At 69.4% G+C, this 18,061-nt stretch carries 18 protein-coding genes and 1 pseudogene; 4 read left to right on the top strand and 15 right to left on the bottom strand.

What is annotated here, in order from left to right; genetic code table 11:
* Positions 1-99: 99 nt before the first annotated feature.
* The 4 genes from ACZ69I_RS13300 to ACZ69I_RS13285 form a co-directional block, all read right to left on the bottom strand.
* Complete coding sequence (locus ACZ69I_RS13300) at positions 100-1,479, bottom strand: dicarboxylate/amino acid:cation symporter (protein WP_470832135.1); 1,380 nt, start codon at positions 1,477-1,479, stop codon at positions 100-102.
* Between the two features lie 415 nt (positions 1,480-1,894).
* On the bottom strand, positions 1,895-2,212 hold the full coding sequence (locus tag ACZ69I_RS13295) for a DUF4229 domain-containing protein (RefSeq protein ID WP_467670681.1): 318 nt from the start codon (positions 2,210-2,212) through the stop codon (positions 1,895-1,897).
* A 130-nt stretch (positions 2,213-2,342) separates the two neighbouring features.
* Positions 2,343-3,506: an aminofutalosine synthase MqnE gene (gene mqnE, locus ACZ69I_RS13290; protein WP_467670683.1), complete on the bottom strand. Its 1,164-nt coding sequence runs from the start codon at positions 3,504-3,506 to the stop codon at positions 2,343-2,345.
* 88 nt (positions 3,507-3,594) lie between these two features.
* Positions 3,595-4,050, bottom strand: coding sequence for an Lrp/AsnC family transcriptional regulator (locus tag ACZ69I_RS13285; RefSeq protein ID WP_030791839.1), 456 nt, complete (start codon positions 4,048-4,050; stop codon positions 3,595-3,597).
* A gap of 132 nt (positions 4,051-4,182) precedes the next feature.
* Here ACZ69I_RS13285 and ACZ69I_RS13280 point away from each other — a divergent pair, with 132 nt between their 5' ends.
* Positions 4,183-4,314: a hypothetical protein gene (locus ACZ69I_RS13280; RefSeq protein WP_467670887.1), complete on the top strand. Its 132-nt coding sequence runs from the start codon at positions 4,183-4,185 to the stop codon at positions 4,312-4,314.
* Here ACZ69I_RS13280 and ACZ69I_RS13275 read toward each other — a convergent pair.
* From ACZ69I_RS13275 to ACZ69I_RS13265, 3 genes are read right to left on the bottom strand one after another with little or no spacing between them, the layout of a single operon-like run.
* Positions 4,311-5,003, bottom strand: a complete 693-nt coding sequence (locus tag ACZ69I_RS13275) for a UbiX family flavin prenyltransferase (protein ID WP_467670685.1) — start codon at positions 5,001-5,003, stop codon at positions 4,311-4,313. The genes ACZ69I_RS13280 and ACZ69I_RS13275 overlap by 4 nt on opposite strands.
* A 25-nt stretch (positions 5,004-5,028) precedes the next feature.
* Complete coding sequence (mqnP, locus tag ACZ69I_RS13270; RefSeq protein ID WP_467670687.1) at positions 5,029-5,931, bottom strand: menaquinone biosynthesis prenyltransferase MqnP; 903 nt, start codon at positions 5,929-5,931, stop codon at positions 5,029-5,031.
* Positions 5,928-7,388, bottom strand: a complete 1,461-nt coding sequence (locus ACZ69I_RS13265; RefSeq protein WP_470832131.1) for a menaquinone biosynthesis decarboxylase — start codon at positions 7,386-7,388, stop codon at positions 5,928-5,930. Before ACZ69I_RS13265 ends, mqnP begins: the two co-directional genes overlap by 4 nt.
* 89 nt (positions 7,389-7,477) lie before the next feature.
* Between ACZ69I_RS13265 and ACZ69I_RS13260 the strand changes: the two genes are divergently transcribed.
* Both ACZ69I_RS13260 and ACZ69I_RS13255 read left to right on the top strand, forming a co-directional pair.
* Positions 7,478-7,810, top strand: a complete 333-nt coding sequence (locus ACZ69I_RS13260) for a PLD nuclease N-terminal domain-containing protein (protein ID WP_389715019.1) — start codon at positions 7,478-7,480, stop codon at positions 7,808-7,810.
* A gap of 6 nt (positions 7,811-7,816) precedes the next feature.
* Positions 7,817-8,710 (top strand): annotated as a pseudogene (locus ACZ69I_RS13255) (LysR family transcriptional regulator); the annotation flags it as partial.
* Here the strand turns inward: ACZ69I_RS13255 and ACZ69I_RS13250 are convergent.
* Positions 8,610-9,575 carry a DMT family transporter gene (locus tag ACZ69I_RS13250; RefSeq protein ID WP_470832130.1) on the bottom strand — a complete coding sequence of 322 codons (966 nt, stop codon included), beginning with the start codon at positions 9,573-9,575 and terminating at the stop codon, positions 8,610-8,612. The pseudogene ACZ69I_RS13255 and the gene ACZ69I_RS13250 overlap by 101 nt on opposite strands.
* A 121-nt stretch (positions 9,576-9,696) precedes the next feature.
* Between ACZ69I_RS13250 and ACZ69I_RS13245 the strand changes: the two genes are divergently transcribed.
* Positions 9,697-10,629, top strand: a complete 933-nt coding sequence (locus ACZ69I_RS13245) for an isopenicillin N synthase family dioxygenase (RefSeq protein ID WP_470832129.1) — start codon at positions 9,697-9,699, stop codon at positions 10,627-10,629.
* A 24-nt stretch (positions 10,630-10,653) separates the two neighbouring features.
* Here the strand turns inward: ACZ69I_RS13245 and ACZ69I_RS13240 are convergent, their stop codons facing one another.
* The 7 genes from ACZ69I_RS13240 to ACZ69I_RS13210 all read right to left on the bottom strand — a co-directional run bounded on the left by ACZ69I_RS13240 (position 10,654) and on the right by ACZ69I_RS13210 (position 17,938).
* On the bottom strand, positions 10,654-11,580 hold the full coding sequence (locus ACZ69I_RS13240; RefSeq protein ID WP_470832127.1) for a CU044_5270 family protein: 927 nt from the start codon (positions 11,578-11,580) through the stop codon (positions 10,654-10,656).
* Complete coding sequence (locus tag ACZ69I_RS13235) at positions 11,577-12,230, bottom strand: RNA polymerase sigma factor (protein ID WP_470832125.1); 654 nt, start codon at positions 12,228-12,230, stop codon at positions 11,577-11,579. The genes ACZ69I_RS13240 and ACZ69I_RS13235 overlap by 4 nt, the downstream gene beginning before the upstream one ends.
* Positions 12,231-12,312: 82 nt before the next feature.
* Positions 12,313-13,407, bottom strand: coding sequence for a c-type cytochrome biogenesis protein CcsB (ccsB, locus tag ACZ69I_RS13230; RefSeq protein WP_467682663.1), 1,095 nt, complete (start codon positions 13,405-13,407; stop codon positions 12,313-12,315).
* Complete coding sequence (gene resB / locus ACZ69I_RS13225) at positions 13,404-15,152, bottom strand: cytochrome c biogenesis protein ResB (RefSeq protein WP_467682662.1); 1,749 nt, start codon at positions 15,150-15,152, stop codon at positions 13,404-13,406. The genes ccsB and resB overlap by 4 nt, the downstream gene beginning before the upstream one ends.
* A 4-nt stretch (positions 15,153-15,156) precedes the next feature.
* On the bottom strand, positions 15,157-15,921 hold the full coding sequence (locus ACZ69I_RS13220; protein WP_469250238.1) for a cytochrome c biogenesis CcdA family protein: 765 nt from the start codon (positions 15,919-15,921) through the stop codon (positions 15,157-15,159).
* Positions 15,921-16,556 carry a TlpA family protein disulfide reductase gene (locus ACZ69I_RS13215; protein WP_470832123.1) on the bottom strand — a complete coding sequence of 212 codons (636 nt, stop codon included), beginning with the start codon at positions 16,554-16,556 and terminating at the stop codon, positions 15,921-15,923. Before ACZ69I_RS13215 ends, ACZ69I_RS13220 begins: the two co-directional genes overlap by 1 nt.
* 161 nt (positions 16,557-16,717) lie before the next feature.
* A complete protein-coding gene (locus ACZ69I_RS13210) occupies positions 16,718-17,938 on the bottom strand; it encodes a polysaccharide deacetylase family protein (RefSeq protein WP_470832121.1) in 1,221 nt (406 codons plus the stop codon).
* Between the last annotated feature and the right edge of the window lie 123 nt (positions 17,939-18,061).

Genomic DNA, 18,061 nt, shown 5'->3' with positions numbered 1-18,061 from the left:
ACGGTCAACGGGCGCCGGGGCACGATTACCGGAGACGGCCGAAGCCCCGCCCCGGATCACTCCGGGGCGGGGCTTCGGTGGAACGAGGGGTTCCGGCGCTCAGGCTGCCGCCGCCACCGGGCGCGACGAGGACGGCGCCTTGTCGAAGTCGTCCTCCAGCTCGTCGAGCGGCGAGGCCGACGCGTTCGCGTACGCCTCGCGGTCGAGGATGTTCTCGCGGGCGGCGACGATCACGGGGACCAGCGCCTGTCCGGCCACGTTGGTCGCGGTGCGCATCATGTCGAGGACCGGGTCGATGGCCAGGAGCAGGCCCACGCCCTCCATCGGCAGGCCGAGCGTGGACAGGGTCAGCGTCAGCATGACCGTGGCGCCCGTGAGGCCCGCCGTGGCCGCCGAACCGACGACCGACACGAAGGCGATGAGCAGGTACTCCTTGATGCCCATGTGCACGTCGAAGATCTGCGCGACGAAGATCGCGGCGACCGCCGGGTAGATGGCGGCGCAGCCGTCCATCTTGGTCGTGGCGCCGAAGGGCACCGCGAACGACGTGTACTCCTTCGGGACGCCGAGGCGCTCGGTGACCTTCTGGGTGATCGGCATGGTGCCGACCGAGGAGCGGGAGACGAAGGCCAGCTGGATGGCGGGCCAGGCACCCTTGAAGAACTGGAGCGGGTTGACCTTGGCGACGAAGGCGAGCAGCAGCGGGTAGACGCCGAAGAGCACCAGGGCGCAGCCGACGTAGATGTCGGCGGTGAACGTCGCGTACTTGCTGATGAGGTTCCAGCCGTAGTCCGCGATGGCGAAGCCGATGAGGCCGATGGTGCCGATCGGGGAGAGCTTGATGACCCACCACAGCGCCTTCTGCAGGAGGGCGAGGACGGACTCGCTCAGCTCCAGGATCGGCTGGGCCTTGTCGCCGATCTTCAGCACGGCGATGCCGGCGACGGCGGCCATGAAGACGATCTGCAGGACGTTGAGCTGCGTGAACGGCGTGACGACATCCGTCGGGATGATGCCGGTGAGGAAGTCGATCCAGGAGCCCGCGTGGTCGGGGGCCTTGCCGTCCTTCGGGGTGAGGCCGGTGCCGGAGCCGGGGTTGGTGAGCAGGCCGATGGCGAGGCCGATGGCGACCGCGATCAACGACGTGATCATGAACCACAGCAGGGTGCGGGTGGCGAGCCGCGCGGCGTTGTTCACCTTCCGCAGGTTGGTGATCGACACCAGGATCGCGAAGAAGACGAGCGGGGCGACCGCCAGCTTCAGGAGCTGGATGAAGGTGTCGCCGACCTTGGAGAGGGTGGTGACGAGCCAGTCGACGTCCTGGTTGCGGGCGATCCAGCCGAGCAGGACGCCCAGGACCAGGCCGCCGAGGATCTGCGCCCAGAAGGGGATCTTGAGGAACTTGGGTATCCGGAAGCCCGTCTTGGGCTCCTCGGATCCGCTCGCCTGGTCGGCGGGCGTCGCGGAATTCGCGGACACGGACACACTCCGGTGAGGTAAGTCAGGGGGTGGGGGACGTACGGGAGCGGCGACCGCGAAGGGTCAGCAGTGCCGCTGCGGCGGGGGTCACGTTCAGATGTGACAGGCCGCGGACATGCAGCGGCAGAGGTCGACATGCAGGCGCGCCACGAGCGGGACGCTCATGGCGTGGTGGTGCGCTGCTGCTGTCTTCATGTCGAACACGTTAACACTCGCGCTTTGAGAACATCAAAGGTCTTGTTTGAGGTAAGCGGAATCCTCTGCCCCCACTTCACCTCGCGCCCCTGGCGTCGCCCCCGCCCCAACTCCCCCTCGACGCACGGAACCCCGGCCCCGGAGCGATGCGCTCCGGAACCGGGGTCCCGAGAAGTGTGTGACGAAGCTTACGAGGTCCGCGCCGTGCGGCCCCTTGCGCTCACGAGCCCTGTGCCTGCGTGTGCCCCGGGCCCTGCGAGCGCGCCGCGTCGTCCGCGTCGTCCTCCTGGGTGCGGTTGGCGTCCAGGTTCGCCTTGGCGCGGTCCACGCGGGCGACGACGTCCATCGAGGCGCGGTCGCGCTCCTTGCGCAGGGCCACGAAGCTGATGGGCGCGGAGATGACCAGCGAGAGCAGGAGCACCCACAGCAGGTTCGAGTCGCCGAGGCCGCGCGGCAGGATCTCGGAGTAGACGAGGCCCCAGACGACCAAGAAGCAACCCACGAAGATCCCGAGGCGCATCAGCGTGTAGCGGAGCATGTCAATCCACTCTTCCGTTCCGAAATGGGCCCGAGTAGGACGAGCCCCTCCAGTGAAGCATGCAAGGAGGCACGTCCGGCAAGGGGGTGAGGCCCTCGTACGGACCGTCGGCCGCTCTGGGAACCGGCTGTCAGACCCGCATGGCCTGCGGCGTCTCCCGCAGCATCGGGTCGGGGCCGTCGTACTCGCGGATCGACTCGTAGCGCGTGTTCCGCTCGACCGGGCGGAAGCCCGCCTCGCGGATCAGGTCGAGGAGGTCCTCGCGGGTCAGCTTGTTCGGGGTGCCGAAGTTGTCCGCGTCGTGCGTGATCTTGTACTCGACGACCGAGCCGTCCATGTCGTCCGCGCCGTGCTGCAGCGCGAGCTGGGTGGTCTGGAGGCCGTGCATGACCCAGAAGACCTTGACGTGCGGGACGTTGTCGAAGAGGAGCCGCGAGACCGCGAAGGTCTTCAGGGCCTCGGCGCCCGACGCCATGGTCGTGCGCGCCTGCAGCTTGTTGCGGACCTTGCCGTCCTGCATGTCGACGAAGTCGTGCTGGTAGCGCAGCGGGATGAAGACCTGGAAGCCGCCGGTCTCGTCCTGCAGCTCACGCAGGCGAAGGACGTGGTCGACGCGGTGGCGGCGCTCCTCGATGTGGCCGTACAGCATCGTGGAGGGGGTCTTCAGACCCTTCTCGTGCGCGAGGCGGTGGATGCGCGACCAGTCCTCCCAGTGGGTGCGGTGGTCGACGATGTGCTGCCGCACCTCCCAGTCGAAGATCTCCGCGCCGCCGCCGGTGAGGGACTCCAGACCGGCCTCGATCAGCTCGTCGAGGATGTCGGACGCCGACATCCCCGAGATCGTCTCGAAGTGGTGGATCTCCGTCGCGGTGAAGGCCTTCAGGGAGACGTTCGGCAGCGCCTTCTTGAGCTCGCTCAGCGAACGCGGGTAGTAGCGCCACGGCAGGTTCGGGTGCAGGCCGTTGACGATGTGCAGCTCGGTGAGGTTCTCGCCCTCCATCGCCTTGGCGAGGCGGACGGCCTCCTCGATGCGCATCGTGTACGCGTCCTTCTCGCCCGGCTTGCGCTGGAACGAGCAGTACGCGCACGACGCGGTGCACACGTTGGTCATGTTGAGGTGGCGGTTGACGTTGAAGTGCACGACGTCGCCGTTCTTGCGCGTGCGCACCTCGTGGGCGAGGCCGCCGAGCCAGGCGAGGTCATCCGACTCGTAGAGCGCGATGCCGTCCTCGCGGGACAGCCGCTCACCGTCCCGGACCTTCTGCTCAAGATCGCGCTTGAGACCTGCGTCCATGCCCTCGCCCTTACCTCTCCCAGCGACCCACGACCTACGACAAACTCCGCCAACCGTACTCCCCCGCCACGCGGGTCCGGGGCGGGGCCTACTCCTCTTCCGGGAGCTCCCCGACGCGGTTCTCCCACTTGGTGGAGAGCACGATCGTCGTACGTGTCCTGGACACGCCCCGGGTGCCGCTGAGCCGGCGGATCGTCTTCTCCAGGCCGTCGACGTCGCTGGCCCTGACCTTGAGCATGTACGAGTCGTCGCCCGCGATGAACCAGCAGTCCTCGATCTCGTGCAGGTCCTTCAGGCGCCGCGCCACGTCCTCGTGGTCGGCGGCGTCGGAGAGCGAGATGCCGATGAGGGCGATGACGCCGAGACCGAGCGAGGCGGAGTCGACGGTGGCGCGGTAACCCGTGATGACACCGGCCGCTTCGAGGCGGTTGATCCGGTCCGTGACGCTGGGCCCGGAGAGGCCCACGAGCCGCCCGAGTTCGGCGTACGAGGCGCGGCCGTTCTCCCGCAGGGCCTGGATGAGCTGCCTGTCCACGGCGTCCATAGGTGCGATGCCTTTCATTATTCAGCGATACCGCGAGTCTATGTGTAGAATCTAAGGCGTAACAGGGTCTAGCCCCTGTGAATCTTTCTCAATCTCAGCCGATCAACGACGATCCTTCAGGAGTGAGTCACCGTGTACTCGATCGAGATGGCCTACGCCCGGATGCGCGAGCTTCAGGACCTGGCCAACCGCTCGCGTGCCCACCAGCCCACCTCCGCGCGAAAGGGCGGCCTCCGCAGGAAGCTGTCCGCCAAGAAGCGCTAACCCTCCCGGGAGCGAGAGCCACCTCCGGATCCGGAGCCGAGCTCGCCCTCCCACCGGCGGTACAGCCGATGCGGCACCCGCGCCGCGTCCAGCACCCGCCCGGCGACGAAGTCCACCAGATCCTGGATGTGCGTCGCCCCCGCGTAGAACGCCGGAGAGGCGGGCAGCACGATCGCGCCCGCCTCGTCCAGGCTCACCAAGTGCTTCAGCGTCTGCCCGTTCAGCGGTGTCTCGCGCACGCAGACCACGAGCCGTCGGCCTTCCTTGAGCGTCACGCTCGCCGACCGCTGCAGCAGATCCTTCGACAGTCCGAGCGCCACCCCGGCGACGCACGCCGTGGACGCCGGCACGATCAGCATCCCCTTCGTCGCGTACGAACCCGAGGAAGGGCCCGCCGCCAGGTCACCGGCGGCCCAGTACCGCACGTCCGACACATCGGCGTCGAACACGCCCGGCTTGCCGTCCGCGCCGCGCCCCAGCCACTGCCGCAGGTCGTCCCGCCAGTGCGCGTCCCGGAACGCGATGCCCGTCTCGTCGAGCAGCGTCAGCCGCGAGGCACGCGAGACCACGAGGTCCACGCTCTCGCCCGCCGTCAGCAGAGCCCGCAGGACCGCGGCGGCGTACGGAGTGCCCGAGGCGCCCGACACCCCCACGATCCAAGGCCTACGCTCTGTATCTCCTGGGTTCACGCTGTGAAGCCTATCCGGCGGTGTTTCAGACGGTGAGGCCGCGTACGAGCAGGTCGAGCAGCGCGCACGCGAACAGGGCGATCCCGATGAAACCGTTCACCTGGAAGAAGGCGCGGTTCAGCCGGGACAGGTCGTGCGGCCGCACGATCCAGTGCTCGTAGACGAAGGCACCCGCGACGACCGCGAGACCGAGCCAGAAGAACCCGCCCGCGTCGGTGGACGCCGCGTACCAGACGAGGAGCGCCGTGGTCACCAGGTGACAGCAGCGGGCGCCCCGGATGGCGGCGGGGATGCCGAAGCGCGCGGGCACCGACTTCACGCCGACCTCGCGGTCGGTCTCCACGTCCTGGCAGGCGTAGATCAGGTCGAAGCCGCCGATCCAGACGCCGACCGCGAGGCCGAGGACGACCGCCTGGCCCGACCACTCGCCGGTGACCGCGATCCAGGCGCCGACCGGGCCCATCGCCTGGGCCAGGCCGAGGATCGCCTGCGGGAAGTTCGTGAACCGCTTGCCGTACGGATAGACCACCATCGGGATCACCGCGACGGGCGCGAGCGCCAGGCAGAGCGGGTTGAGCAGCGCGGCCGAGGCGAGGAACACCACGAGCGCGATCAGCGCGCCGGTCCACGCGGACTTCACCGAGACCGCGCCCGTGACCAGTTCGCGGTGCGCGGTCCTCGGGTTGCGGGCGTCGATCTCGCGGTCGATGATCCGGTTCGCGGCCATAGCGAAGGTCCGCAGGCCCACCATGCAGACGGTGACCAGGAGCAGCCGCCCCCAGTGGATGTTCCCGTCCAGCCGGAACATCGCCGTCAGCGCGGCGATGTAGGCGAAGGGCAGCGCGAAGACCGAGTGCTCGATCATGACCAGGCGCAGGAATGCCTTGGTGCGCCCCGGCTGCGGGAGCGCGGCTGATGCTGAACTCACGAGAGTCCGTACTCCTTCCAGCGACGGTCGACCTTCGCCGCCGTCTCCGGGTCGGACTCGACCATGTTCGGCCAGCCCCCGTCCCGGGTGTAGCCCTCCTCGGGCAGCTTCTTCGTCGCGTCGATGCCTGCCTTGCCGCCCCAGAACTGCTGGTAGGAGGCGTGGTCGAGGTGGTCGACGGGGCCTTCGGCCACCGTCAGGTCGCGCGCGTAGTCCGTGTTGCCGAGCGCGCGCCAGGACACCTCGTGCAGGTTGTGCACGTCGCAGTCCTTGTCCACGACCACGATCAGCTTGGTCAGCGACATCATGTGGGCGCCCCAGATGGCGTGCATGACCTTCTGCGCGTGCTTCGGGTACTTCTTGTCGATCGAGACGATCGCGCAGTTGTGGAAGCCGCCCGACTCCGGCAGGTGGTAGTCCACGATGTCCGGGACGATCACCTTCAGGAGGGGCAGGAAGAAGCGCTCGGTGGCGCGGCCGAGGGGGCCGTCCTCCGTCGGCGGGCGGCCGACCACGATCGACTGGAGCAGCGGGCGCCTCCGCATCGTCACGCAGTCGATCTTCAGCGCGGGGAAGTCCTCCTGCGGCGTGTAGAAGCCGGTGTGGTCGCCGAAGGGACCCTCGGGCAGCATCTCGCCCGGCTCCAGCCAGCCCTCGATGACGACCTCGGCGTGCGCCGGGACCTGGAGCGGGACCGTCTTGCAGTCGACCATCTCCACGCGCTTGCCCTGGATGAACCCGGCCAGCATGTACTCGTCCATGTCACCGGGCAGCGGCGCCGTGGAGGCGTACGTCACGGCGGGCGGACAGCCGAAGGCGATCGCGACCGGCAGCTTCTCGCCCCTGCGGGCGGCCACCTGGTAGTGGTTGCGGCTGTCCTTGTGGATCTGCCAGTGCATGCCGATGGTGCGCTTGTCGTGGCGCTGGAGCCGGTACAGGCCGAGGTTGCGCACGCCCGTGTCGGGGTCCTTGGTGTGGGTCAGGCCCAGGTTGAAGAAGGAGCCGCCGTCCTCGGGCCAGGTGAAGAGCGCGGGCAGCTGCTCCAGGTCGACGTCGTCGCCGGTGAGGACGACCTCCTGCACGGGGGCGCTGTCCGACTTCACCTTCTTCGGCGGCACGTGCGTCATCGCGCCGAGCTTCCCGAAAGCCTCGCGCACCCCGACGAAGCCCTGCGGCAGCTCCGGCTTGAGCAGGCCGCCGATCTTGTCGCTGATCTCGTTGTACGACGTCAGGCCGAGCGCCTTCAGGAGGCGGCGGTCCGTCCCGTACACGTTCATGGCCAGGGGCATCGAGGAGCCGTTGACGTTCTCGAAGAGGAGCGCGGGCCCGCCCGCCTTCTGGACGCGGTCGGTGATCTCGCCGACCTCCAGGTACGGGTCGACCTCGGCCTTGATGCGCTTGAGATCGCCCTCGCGGTCCAGTGCCCGGAGCAGGGAGCGAAGATCGTCGTAAGCCATGCGTTCCAGTATCCGGCACCGGCTACCCTGGCCCCGTCACCGGGGGCTCGCACGCTCCTCGCCGCCACCGCTTGGGGGATCGCGCCACCATGCTCAGGTATCTGCCGTTCCTGCTGGTCCTGGCGGTGTGGATCTATGCCTTCATCGATGTCCTGAACACCCCGGAGAAAGAGGTCAGGCACCTCCCCAAGGTGGTGTGGGTCATCATCGTGCTGCTCTTCGGAGAGGTCCTGCTCGGCCCGATCGCCTGGTTCGTCACCGGCAAGGTGCGCCACGCGCCCGGCGCGGGCGGCGGCATCGGCGGGCGGGGCCGCGGGGGCAGCACGCGCTGGGTGGCGCCCGACGACAACCCCGAGTTCCTGAAGTCCCTGCGGGACGAGGACCCGGACAAGAAGCGGCGGGACCAGGGCGACGAGGGCTGACGGCCGATGGAGATACGGCTGCTGGCGACCTTCGAGAAGGTCGCCACCGTCCTCAGCTTCACCCGGGCCGCCGCCGAGCTGAAGTACGCGCAGTCCAGCGTGACCAGCCAGATCCGCGCCCTGGAGACCTCCCTCGGCACCGAACTCTTCGACCGGCTCGGCAGCCGGATAAGGCTCACGGAGGCGGGCGAGCGGCTGCTCCCCTACGCCCGGCAGATCATCGAACTCGCCGACGAGGCACGGGCCGCGGTCGTCGGCGCCGATGAGCCGTCCGGCACGATCGCGGTCGGCACGATGGAGTCCCTGACCTCCTACCAGCTGCCGCCGCTCCTCGAACTCTTCCACCACCGCTATCCGAAGGTGCGGCTCACGCTGCGCCCCACGCTCGGCGACGAGACCCGGCGGGCGCTGCGGCAGGGCACGTACGACGTGGGCTTCCTGATGGAGCCCGAGACCGCGCACCAGGGCCTGGAGACCGAGGTCCTCGCCGAGGAGCCGCTGGTCCTGGTCTGCGCCCCGGCCCATCCGCTGGCTGCGGGCGGCGCGCGGGAGCTGAGCACGGCGGACCTGGCGTCGGCGCAGCTCGTCGGCACCGAGCCCGGCTGCCCCTACCGGGACCTCTTCGAGGACGAGCTGCGCACGCGGACCGGGGCGCCGCCGCCGTTCATGGAGTTCGGCACCATCGAGGCGACGAAGCAGGGGGTGGCGGGCGGGCTCGGCGTGGCCCTGCTGCCCGCCGTGACCGTGGCGCGGGAGCTGGCGGCGGGCACGCTCGTGCGCCTCGCGTGGGAGCCGCCGTTCACGCTGTGGACGCAGCTCGCGTGGCGGTCGGGGAAGCGTCTGCCGCCGCAGGTGCGGCTGTTCGTGGAGCAGGCCGTGCGGCTCGTGCGGGAGCAGGGCCCGCCGTCCGGGCCAGCGTGACCTTCAGGCTGGCGAGGACGATCAGCGGGACGCCGAGCGCCTGGACGAGCCCGATGTGGTGGCCGTAGACCGCCCAGTCCGCGATCATCGCGACCGCCGGGTAGGTGAAGGCGAGCACGGCGATCTTGGCGGTGGGCAGCTTCGCGTACGCCGCGTACATCAGGACGTACATCAGGCCGGTGTGGATCACGCCGAGTCCGGCGAGCCAGGCCCATCCCGTGCCGGTGCCGCTCATCGCGCCGAAGTCGGTGAAGGGCAGCAGGAGCGGGATGCCGACGACGACCTGGACGAGGGCGATCAGGTGCGGACGGACGCCGGTGACGCGCTTGGTCACGAGCGTGGAGAGGGCGTAGAGGACGGCGGCCAGGAGCGCGAGGCCGATGCCCGCGAGGGAGCCCGCGTCGCCCGGCCGCACCCCCGACACCAGCAGGAGGCCCGCGAACGCGACGGCCAGCCAGCCGAGTTGGGAGCGGGCGAGGCGCTCACGCAGGACGAGGGCGCTCAGCAGCACGAGGAAGAACGGCTGCGTGTGGTAGACGACGGTGGCCAGGGAGATCGAGGTGGCCTCGTACGCCTTGAAGAGGAACACCCAGTTGAAGACGATGAACACGCCGCCGAGCGCGGCGAGTCCGAGCTTCTTGCGGGTGAGGCCGTGGCCGCGGAAGTAGCCGCGGGCGAAGGCGTACGCGCCGAGGGCGAGGGCGCCGAACAGGACGCGGAAGAAGACGACGTCGAAGGCGCTCGCGCCGGACTCGACGACGAAGACGCCGAGGGTGCCGGAGAGCACCATGGCGGCGGTGAGCTGGGCTGTGCCCCGGTTCTCCAGGGCGTTCCTTGAGGTCATGGAAGGAACGTACGAGCGGACATATGTGCTGGTCCACGCGCCAGTGGGGCGTCCTCCCGATGGGTCCATCGGCCCTGTCGATGAGGCCTGACGGGAGCCTCGCGTGGGCACGATGGCAGGCATGAGCAGCGCATCCCGCATTCCGACGGTCGACCTGCGGCCGTGGCTTTCCGGCGACCCCGAGGCCCGCGCGCGAACGGCACGGACCGTCGACGAGGCCCTGCGCACGGCCGGGTTCCTCCTGGTGACCGGGCACGGCGTCGACCCGGCGCTGCGCACGGCGATCCGCTCATCGGCCCGGGACTTCTTCCACCTGCCCGAGCGGGCGAAGCGGCCGTACGCGGTGAAGGTCGGCGGGCGCGGCTGGCTCGGCCCCGGCGCCGAGGCCAACAGCTACGCGGAGGGCACGGCCGCTCCCCCGGACCTCAAGGAGTCGCTGTCCTTCGCCGCCGACGAGCCGACCGGTGACGCGGCCGTCGACGCGCAGTGGTTCGCGGCGAACACCTGGCCGCGGGAGGCGCCCGAGCTGCGGGGCCTGGTGACGACGTATCTGCGGCAGATGCGCTCGCTCTCGGACCGCCTCCTCGAACTCCTCGGCGTGGCGCTCGGCGAGGAGGCGGACTTCTTCACCCGCCACACCGGCCACCCCACCTGGGGCTTCAACATCAACTGGTACCCGGGCCGGGAGAGGACGGGCGAGCCGGAGCCGGGCCAGTTCCGCATCGGCCCGCACACCGACTTCGGCACGGTGACGGTCCTCGACCGGGAGGCGGGCCGGGGCGGACTCCAGGTCTTCACGGACGAGGACGGCTGGCAGGACGCGCCGTTCGACCCGGCGGCCTTCACGGTCAACATCGGCGACCTGATGGCACGTTGGACCGGCGGCCGCTGGCAGTCCGGCCGCCACCGCGTGCTGCCGCCGCCGGCCGACCTGCCCGCCGAGGAGCTGATGTCGCTCGTGTACTTCTACGAGTGCGACCCGGGCACGGACGTCCGGGGCGTGGACTCGCACGTGTACCTGCGGGCCCAACTGGACGCGATCACCGTGGAGTAGCCCGGCCCGTGGCCGCGTATGCCCCTAGGGGCGTATGCCCAATCTGTCGACGACACCGCGCTCCAGGATGGCGGTGTGTGCGAGGACGTCGCCCTTCTTCGGGCCGTACGGCAGGTCCTCCACCGCGACCTCCCGTTCGCCGAGGAACCGCTTGGTCCTCCGGTCGAAGATCAGCTCCTGCCGCTCACCCTGGTCCTCCCGCGCGATGGCGACGCCGTGCCGTCCTTCGGCATCGACCGCGTCGCCGATCAGCCTGACGCCGGGGATCCTGGAAGCGGCGAGGTAGAGCGCGGCCGCCTGCTTCGGCGGCATCAGCGACTCGTAGGAGAGATCGCCGACGAGAACGAATGCGGCCTGGTCGGCGGTGGTGTCGCCGTCGGCCTCGGCGTGGAGCCAGTCGAGCATGTTGACCGGGTCGGTCGGCAGCTTCTCCAGGTTGCGGTAGTTGGTGTCCGACGGCAGGGGCGGCCCCTCCTGCTCCACGATCTCGTTCCGGAAGCCGCCTTCGGGCTCGTTCAGCATCTCGTCGTGCTTGCCGTCCACCGAGAGCCAGTACTCGCGGGACCGGACGGGTTCGAGCTTCATCGGCCCGTCGTCACCGCCCGCCATATGGGCGCCCTTGCTCCTGATGTACACGTACTGGTCGTCCCGGATCCCCTTGGGCGCGGGCTGCGCCTTCGCCGCCGCGGCGATCTCCTCCAGCATCCGCACCGTCTCCTTCGACGGCGGCTCCGCCTGCGCCGCCCGGTCGCCGAACGGCGAGGCGACCAGCACGCCCGCCGCGACGACCGCGGCCACCGCGCCCGCGACGAACGCGGGCCGGAACCAGATCCTGGCGTTCCGCCGCGGCGCGGACGCCGCCTTTCCGTGCTGCCGTATCTCGGTCAACAGATGCTCCCTGAGCAGGCGATGACGGCCCGGCGGAAGGTCTCGTTCGGAGAATTCGTTCATCGGTCTCCCTCCCTGACGGGCCTGACCGCGGTGGTGCGGTCCTCTCTCGGCTGTCCGCTCCCCTCGGGGGGTTCCAGGGCTTTCGCGAGTTTCGCCCGGGCCCGGGAGAGGCGGGAGCGCACCGTGCCGACGGGTATGCCGAGCGCGGCGGCGGCAGCGGCGTACTCGAGCCCTGACCACACGCACAGCGCGAGCACCTCGCGTTCGGCCCGGCGCAGCGTGGCCAGTGCCGTGCGGACGAGGTCGAGCTGCGCCCTGTCGTCGATGCGCCCGGCGAGCTCGTCCGCGAAGTCGCCGACGGTCTCCTCCCGCGGCAGCCGGGCGACGGCGGCCGCGTGCCTGCGCGCCGCCCGGCGCGTGTTGCGGGTGACGTTCGTGGCGACGCCGAGCAGCCAGGGCCGCAGCGAACCGCCTTCCTCGTCGATCCTGCCGCGCAGCCGCCACGCGTCGAGGAAGGTCAGGGAGACGACGTCCTCGGCCTGTGCCCAGTCGCCGGTGAGGCGATAGGCGTGGTTGTAGACCGAGCGCGCGTACGCGTCGAAGAGCTCGCCGAACGCCCGCTCGTCCCCGCCCCTGATGCGGGCGCGCAGAGCCTGTTGGCCCTCCCGCCGCGCCCGCTGTCGCGCGAGCTCCTCCTGATGCGTCTCCACACCTCCTGACTGTCCGTACGGCAAAGGCCGGTTCCCGTGACTTGGGTCACGGGAACCGGCCTTGAGCGGCGGTGCGCGGGGGTCAGACCCCGGCGTACGAGTGCTTGCCGGTGACGAAGATGTTCACGCCGTAGTAGTTGAACAGCCAGCAGCCGAAGGCGATCAGGGCCAGGTAGGCGGCCTTGCGGCCCTTCCAGCCGGCCGTGGCGCGGGCGTGCAGGTAGCCGGCGTAGGCGACCCACGTGATGAAGGACCAGACCTCCTTGGGGTCCCAGCCCCAGTAGCGACCCCACGCGTCGCCCGCCCAGATCGCGCCCGCGATGATCGTGAACGTCCAGAGCGGGAAGATCGCGGCGTTCAGGCGGTACGAGAACTTGTCGAGCGAGGCCGCCGAGGGCAGCCGCTCCAGGACCGACGTGGCGAACCTGCCGGGCTGCCCGCCGGTCGCCAGCTTCGTCTCGTAGCTGTCCCGGAAGAGGTAGAGCAGCGTGCCGACGCCGCCGACGTAGAAGACGGCGCCGCAGAAGATCGCGGTGGAGACGTGGATCCACAGCCAGTACGAGTGCAGGGCGGGGACCAGCTGGTCGCTGGAGGTGTACAGGACGGTGACGGCGAGACCGAGGTCGAGCAGGACCGTCGTGACCAGCGGGAGGCCGAGCCAGGCGATGTTCTTCCTCAGCGCCATCAGCACCAGGTACACGGCGACGGCGACGGTGGAGAAGGTGATGCTGAACTCGTACATGTTGCCCCACGGCGCCCGCTGCACGGACAGCGCGCGGGTGAGCACACCGCCGAACTCGAGCAGGAACGCGAGGACGGTGAGCGACACGGCGATGCGGCCGTAGAGGTCGCCCTTCTCGTCGCCCGCGGCGGCACCGGGCCCGTCGGGGACGTCCCGGGTGCCGGCCACGGACCGGGTGACGACCTTGGGCCGCTCCAGGGTGGCGGTGCCGCCCGCGGCCTTGGCGGTGACGACGGGCGCGGCGGCCGCGGCGGTCTTGCTCGGCGTGAGCGCGGCCGCGGTGCGGGCGACCTTGCTGCGGCTGCCGAAGAGCCACTCCGCCATGTGCGCGAAGAAGGCCAGGAGGTAGACGGCCATCGCGGAGTAGATCAGCACGTTGCTGATGTGCGCGAGGTTCTCGTTGGGCTCGGCGGCCAGGGTGGCGGCGAGATTCACTTCTCAGCCCCTTCGGCAGGTACGACATCGGGGTCGGAGTCGGAGGAGGCTTCCTCGTCCGGGTCTGGCTGGGGCGCCGTCGGCGCCCGGTCGTGCAGCTGAGCGGCGAGCTGGGAGAGCTCTTCGGGCACCTTGGCGGACTCGCTGCGGCCGAGGCCCGCCATCTCGACGACGGTGACGCCGTCGGCGCCCCGCACCGCCCGTACCCATACGCGGCGGCGCTGGATGAACAGCGACCCCGCGAGACCGGCGACGGCGGCGATCGCGCCGCCGAGCGCCCAGCCGGTGCCGGGCTGCTGGGAGATCTGGAAGGTCGCCCACTCCTTGAGGTCCTTCTCGAAGGTGATCGACCCGGCGCCGTTCGGAAGCTTCATGGTCTCGCCGGGGCGCAGCCGCTGCTTGAACAACTCACCGTCGGCGCCCTTGAACTTCGTCATCTTGCGGGTGTCCAGCTGGTACACGTTCTGCGGGATGCCCGCGTCGACGCCCAGGCTGCCGTGGTACGCGGACAGCGCGAGCACCGGGTAGTCGGCGGCGGGGAACTGCGAGAACATCTGGCCCTTGCCCACCCCCGCGAAGGTCGGCACGAAGAAGGCGTTGAACCCGAGCTGCTCCGCCTTGCCGTTCTTGTCGCGGTAGCCGTCCATGACCTTGATGGCGCCGGTGGCCGTGCCGTTCTGGTCGATGGGCAGCACCGGCACGGACGCCTGGTAGACGACCTTGCCCTTGCCGTCGCGGACGGTGACGGCGGGCGCGAAGCCGTGGCCGATGAGGTAGACCTTCGAGCCGTCGACCTCGAGCGGCTTGTTGACCTCGATGGACTTCTTCTTCTCAGCGCCGTCGGGGCCTTCGCTGTAGCTGACGTCGGCGCGGTAGGTGCGGGCGGTGCCGCGGTTGGGGCCCGACTTCTCGTACGTGCCGACGAACTTGTCGAGCCGGAAGCTGAACGGCTCCAGGTTCCCGGTGTCGAAGAGGCTGCCGGACTTGAAGTCGTCGTACTGGCTGAGGGTGTTGGAGAAGCCGTCGCCCTCCATGACCAGCTTGCCGCCCTCGGACTTGAGGAGCTGCCCGGCGGCGAACGCGATCAGCATCACGATCAGCGCGATGTGGAACATCAGGTTGCCGGCCTCGCGCAGGTACCCCTTCTCGGCGGCGACCGACGCGCCCGCGCCGGAGCCCGCGGTGTGTGCGCGGAAGCGGCGCTGCTTGAGCATCGCGAGCGCGGCCTCGTGCACCTGCTCGGGCTCGGCGTCGGTGCGCCACGTCGTGTACGCGGGCAGCCGGGTCAGCTTCTTGGGGGCGCCCGGCGGGCGGCCGCGCAGCTGGCCGACGAACTGCCAGGTGCGGGGCACGATGCAGCCGATGAGGGAGACGAAGAGCAGGATGTAGATCGCGGAGAACCACACGGAGCTGTAGACGTCGAAGAGCTGCAGCTTGTCGTAGAGCGGGCCGAGCGTGGTGTGCCGGTCCATGAAGTCCTGGACCTTGAGCTCGTCGACGTTGTTCTGCGGGATCAGCGAGCCGGGGATCGCGCCGAGCGAGAGGAGCAGGAGCAGGATCAGGGCGACCCGCATCGAGGTCAGCTGCCGCCAGAACCAGCGGGCCCAGCCGATGACGCCGAGGCGCGGCATGTTGGGCGGCTCGTCCCGTTCCTGCGGGGCGGTCGAGAGCTTGGCACCGGCGGCACCGAGGTCGTTCTCCTCGCGGGCCTCGGTCGTGCCTTCGGGAGCTTCGGTCTTGCTCATGGATTCAGATCCCCACCGTGTAGCCGCTCGACCAGACCTGCATCTGTTGCACGATGCTGTCCCACACGCCGGTGACGAGGAGCAGCCCGGTCGCGATCATCATGATGCCGCCGATGCGCATCACCCAGACGTAGTGCCGCTTCACCCAGCCGAAGGCGCCGAGCGCCTTGCGGAAGGCGACGGCCGCGAGGATGAACGGGACACCGAGTCCCAGACAGTACGCGACGCTCAGCAGCGCACCGCGCCCCGCGCTCGCCTGGTCGAGGGAGAGCACGCTGACGGCAGCGAGCGTCGGACCGACGCAGGGCGCCCAGCCGACGGCGAACAGGGCGCCCAGTATCGGGGCGCCCGCGAGGCCGACGGCGGGCTTCTTGTGAAAACGGAACTCCCGCTGGGAGACCTTGGGCATGAGTCCCATGAAGAAGAACCCGAGCACGATCATCACCCCACCGAGCACCCGAGTGACGATGCTCTGGTTCTCCTGCAGGGTCCGCCCGAACTCGCCGAACAGCGCGCCGTAGGAGACGAAGACGACGGTGAAGCCGAGCACGAAGAGCCCGGAGCCCGCGACCATCCGGCCCCGCTTGGCCTCGGCCATGTCCTGGCCGCTGACCCCGGTGACGTACGACAGGTAGCCCGGCACGAGCGGCAGCACGCACGGCGAGAAGAAGGAGACGAGACCGCCGAGCAGAGCGATGGGCAGCGCCAGCAGGAGCGCCCCGCTCATCACGGTCTGGTTCGGGCCGCTGATGGCCGCGAGCGTCGACATCACTTCTCCGCGAGCACGGGGTCGATCATCTTCCGCAGCTTCTCTTCGTTCAGCGGCTGCTGCGAGCGGGCCGCGATCTTCCCGTCCCGGTCGATGACGAGCGTGGAGGGGATGAAGTTCGGGTTGAGCGAGCCCTTGGGGAAGCGGAGCATCAGCTTGCCCATCGGGTCGTGCAGGCTCGGGTAGGGAATGCCGTGCTGCTTCTCGAACTGGATCGCGGGGCCGCGCTGCGGGTCGCGGGTGTTGATCCCGACGAACTCGACGCCCTTGGCCTTGGTGTCCTCGGCGACCTTGACGAAGTGCGGCGCCTCGAGCCGGCACGGCGCGCACCAGGAGCCCCAGACGTTGAGGACGACGACCTTGCCCTTGTAGTCCTCGGCGATGTTCAGGTTCTTGCCGTCGAGGGTCTCCCCGTCGAGCGAGGGGGCCGCCTTGCGGTCGCCCTTCTTGACGGTGGCGATGCCGTCGGAACCGGCGATGAAGTTGGTGTTTCCGGAACCACCCGACGTGCCGCCGGAGCTGCAGGCGGACAGCGCCAGCGCGACGACCGAGAGTCCTGCGGTGAGCAGGGCAGCACGGCTGCGGCGTCGACTGCTGCTATCGGTGCGGTGTGGGGCACGGCAGGCAACACTCATGTGAAAAGTTTCGCATGTCCGAATCGGGGATCTTCCGCACCCCCTCCCCTCGCGGAACAACTCCGGAAACACGCTCTTCAGACGGGCGTACGGCCCCCTCCGGACGCGCGCGTGGCCCCCTCCGACGTGTCGGAGGGGGCCACGCGCGTGCCGCGCTTCGGTCAGCGCAGGTTCTTCCAGCCGCCGGCCGGCTGCTGGCCGACCTCCAGCCCCTGGAGCTTGGCGAGGACCTTGGGGTCCTGCACGTCGAGCCAGTCGACGAACTGACGGAAGGAGACGAGGCGTACGTCCTTCTTCCCGGCGATGTGCTTCAGGGCCTCCTCGACGGCATCCATGTAGATGCCGCCGTTCCACTCCTCGAAGTGGTTGCCGATGAAGAACGGCGCACGGTTGCTCTCGTAGGCGCGCTTGAACCCGGCTATGTAGGCCTCGGTGGCCTGCTTGCGCCAGCCCGGGTAGTTGGCCGGCGGCGCCTTCGTGGAGTTCTTCGACTGGTTGGCGAGGATGTTGTAGTCCATCGACAGGACCTCGAAGGAGTGCCCGGGGAAGGGCATGGCCTGCAGCGGCAGGTCCCAGACGCCCATCTTCTTCTGCGGCCACTTCTGGCGGCCGCCGGGCGAGGACGCGTCGTAGCGCCAGCCGAGCTTCTTCGCCGTCGGCAGCAGATTGTCCTGGCCGAGCAGACAGGGCGTGCGGCCGCCGACGAGTTCCTTGTCGTAGTCGAAGGGCAGCGACGGCAGATCGGTCCAACCCGTGTTGGTGCGCCACTTCTTCACAAAGGACTTGGCCTGGTCGATCTCGTCCTGCCATTGCGCGGACGTCCAGTTGCCCACCGTTCCGGTGCCCGAGCAGAAGTGCCCGTTGAAGTGCGTGCCGATTTCATGGCCCTCGAGCCATGCCTGCCGTACGTACTTCAGCGTGTCCTTGATGTGACCGTCGGTGAGATAACCGATGTCGGACGCGCCGACCGCGTTGTTCGGCGGCCGGTACATACGCTTCTTCGATTCGGGCAGCAGATAAAGCCCGGAGAGGAAGAACGTCATGCGTGCGTCGTGTTCCTCGGCGAGCTTGAGGAAACGCGGGAACAGTCCGTTCCCGACCTCGCCCGCACCGTCCCAGGAGAAGATCACGAACTGCGGGGGCGTCTCACCGGGCTGCAGCGGTACCGGCTTGCCCGGCTGACGAGGCTGCTTACCGGTGTAAGCGGTCGACCCGTCACCGATCGGCTTGGCCGGGCGCTTCGCGGCACCGCCCTGGCCGTCGCCGGCCTTTCCGGCGGGCCCGGACGAATCGCCGCCGCCCGAGCCGCATGCTGCGAGCCCGAAAGCGGCGGCCGCGCCGGCCCCGACTCCGAGCATTCCCCTGCGGCTGATGTCGCGCATTCCCATCCCCATTCGTCGCGCCCCTGGATCCGTTCTCGCTGTAGGTGCCAAGCAAGAGGGACGACCAGTTAGAGGGCGCGACGAACTTCGAGGTTCCGGCAAGCCGCATTAAATTGTGCGGAT

The organism is Streptomyces sp. NPDC036815, assembly GCF_055609205.1.
This window is presented reverse-complemented; position numbering and strand designations above follow the sequence as displayed.

Excerpts from the sequence above, each read along its gene's own strand:
- mqnE (WP_467670683.1), bottom strand. The coding sequence starts at position 3,506 with ATGGACGCAGGTCTCAAGCGCGATCTTGAGCAGAAGGTCCGGGACGGT.
- ACZ69I_RS13240 (WP_470832127.1), bottom strand. The coding sequence starts at position 11,580 with ATGAACGAATTCTCCGAACGAGACCTTCCGCCGGGCCGTCATCGCCTG.
- ACZ69I_RS13220 (WP_469250238.1), bottom strand. The coding sequence starts at position 15,921 with ATGTCGACGCTCGCGGCCATCAGCGGCCCGAACCAGACCGTGATGAGC.
- ACZ69I_RS13210 (WP_470832121.1), bottom strand. The coding sequence starts at position 17,938 with ATGCGCGACATCAGCCGCAGGGGAATGCTCGGAGTCGGGGCCGGCGCG.
- ACZ69I_RS13295 (WP_467670681.1), bottom strand. The coding sequence starts at position 2,212 with ATGCTCCGCTACACGCTGATGCGCCTCGGGATCTTCGTGGGTTGCTTC.
- ACZ69I_RS13285 (WP_030791839.1), bottom strand. The coding sequence starts at position 4,050 with ATGGACGCCGTGGACAGGCAGCTCATCCAGGCCCTGCGGGAGAACGGC.
- ACZ69I_RS13250 (WP_470832130.1), bottom strand. The coding sequence starts at position 9,575 with ATGACCTCAAGGAACGCCCTGGAGAACCGGGGCACAGCCCAGCTCACC.
- ACZ69I_RS13245 (WP_470832129.1), top strand. The coding sequence starts at position 9,697 with ATGAGCAGCGCATCCCGCATTCCGACGGTCGACCTGCGGCCGTGGCTT.
- ACZ69I_RS13260 (WP_389715019.1), top strand. The coding sequence starts at position 7,478 with ATGCTCAGGTATCTGCCGTTCCTGCTGGTCCTGGCGGTGTGGATCTAT.
- ACZ69I_RS13265 (WP_470832131.1), bottom strand. The coding sequence starts at position 7,388 with ATGGCTTACGACGATCTTCGCTCCCTGCTCCGGGCACTGGACCGCGAG.
- resB (WP_467682662.1), bottom strand. The coding sequence starts at position 15,152 with ATGAGCAAGACCGAAGCTCCCGAAGGCACGACCGAGGCCCGCGAGGAG.
- ACZ69I_RS13215 (WP_470832123.1), bottom strand. The coding sequence starts at position 16,556 with ATGAGTGTTGCCTGCCGTGCCCCACACCGCACCGATAGCAGCAGTCGA.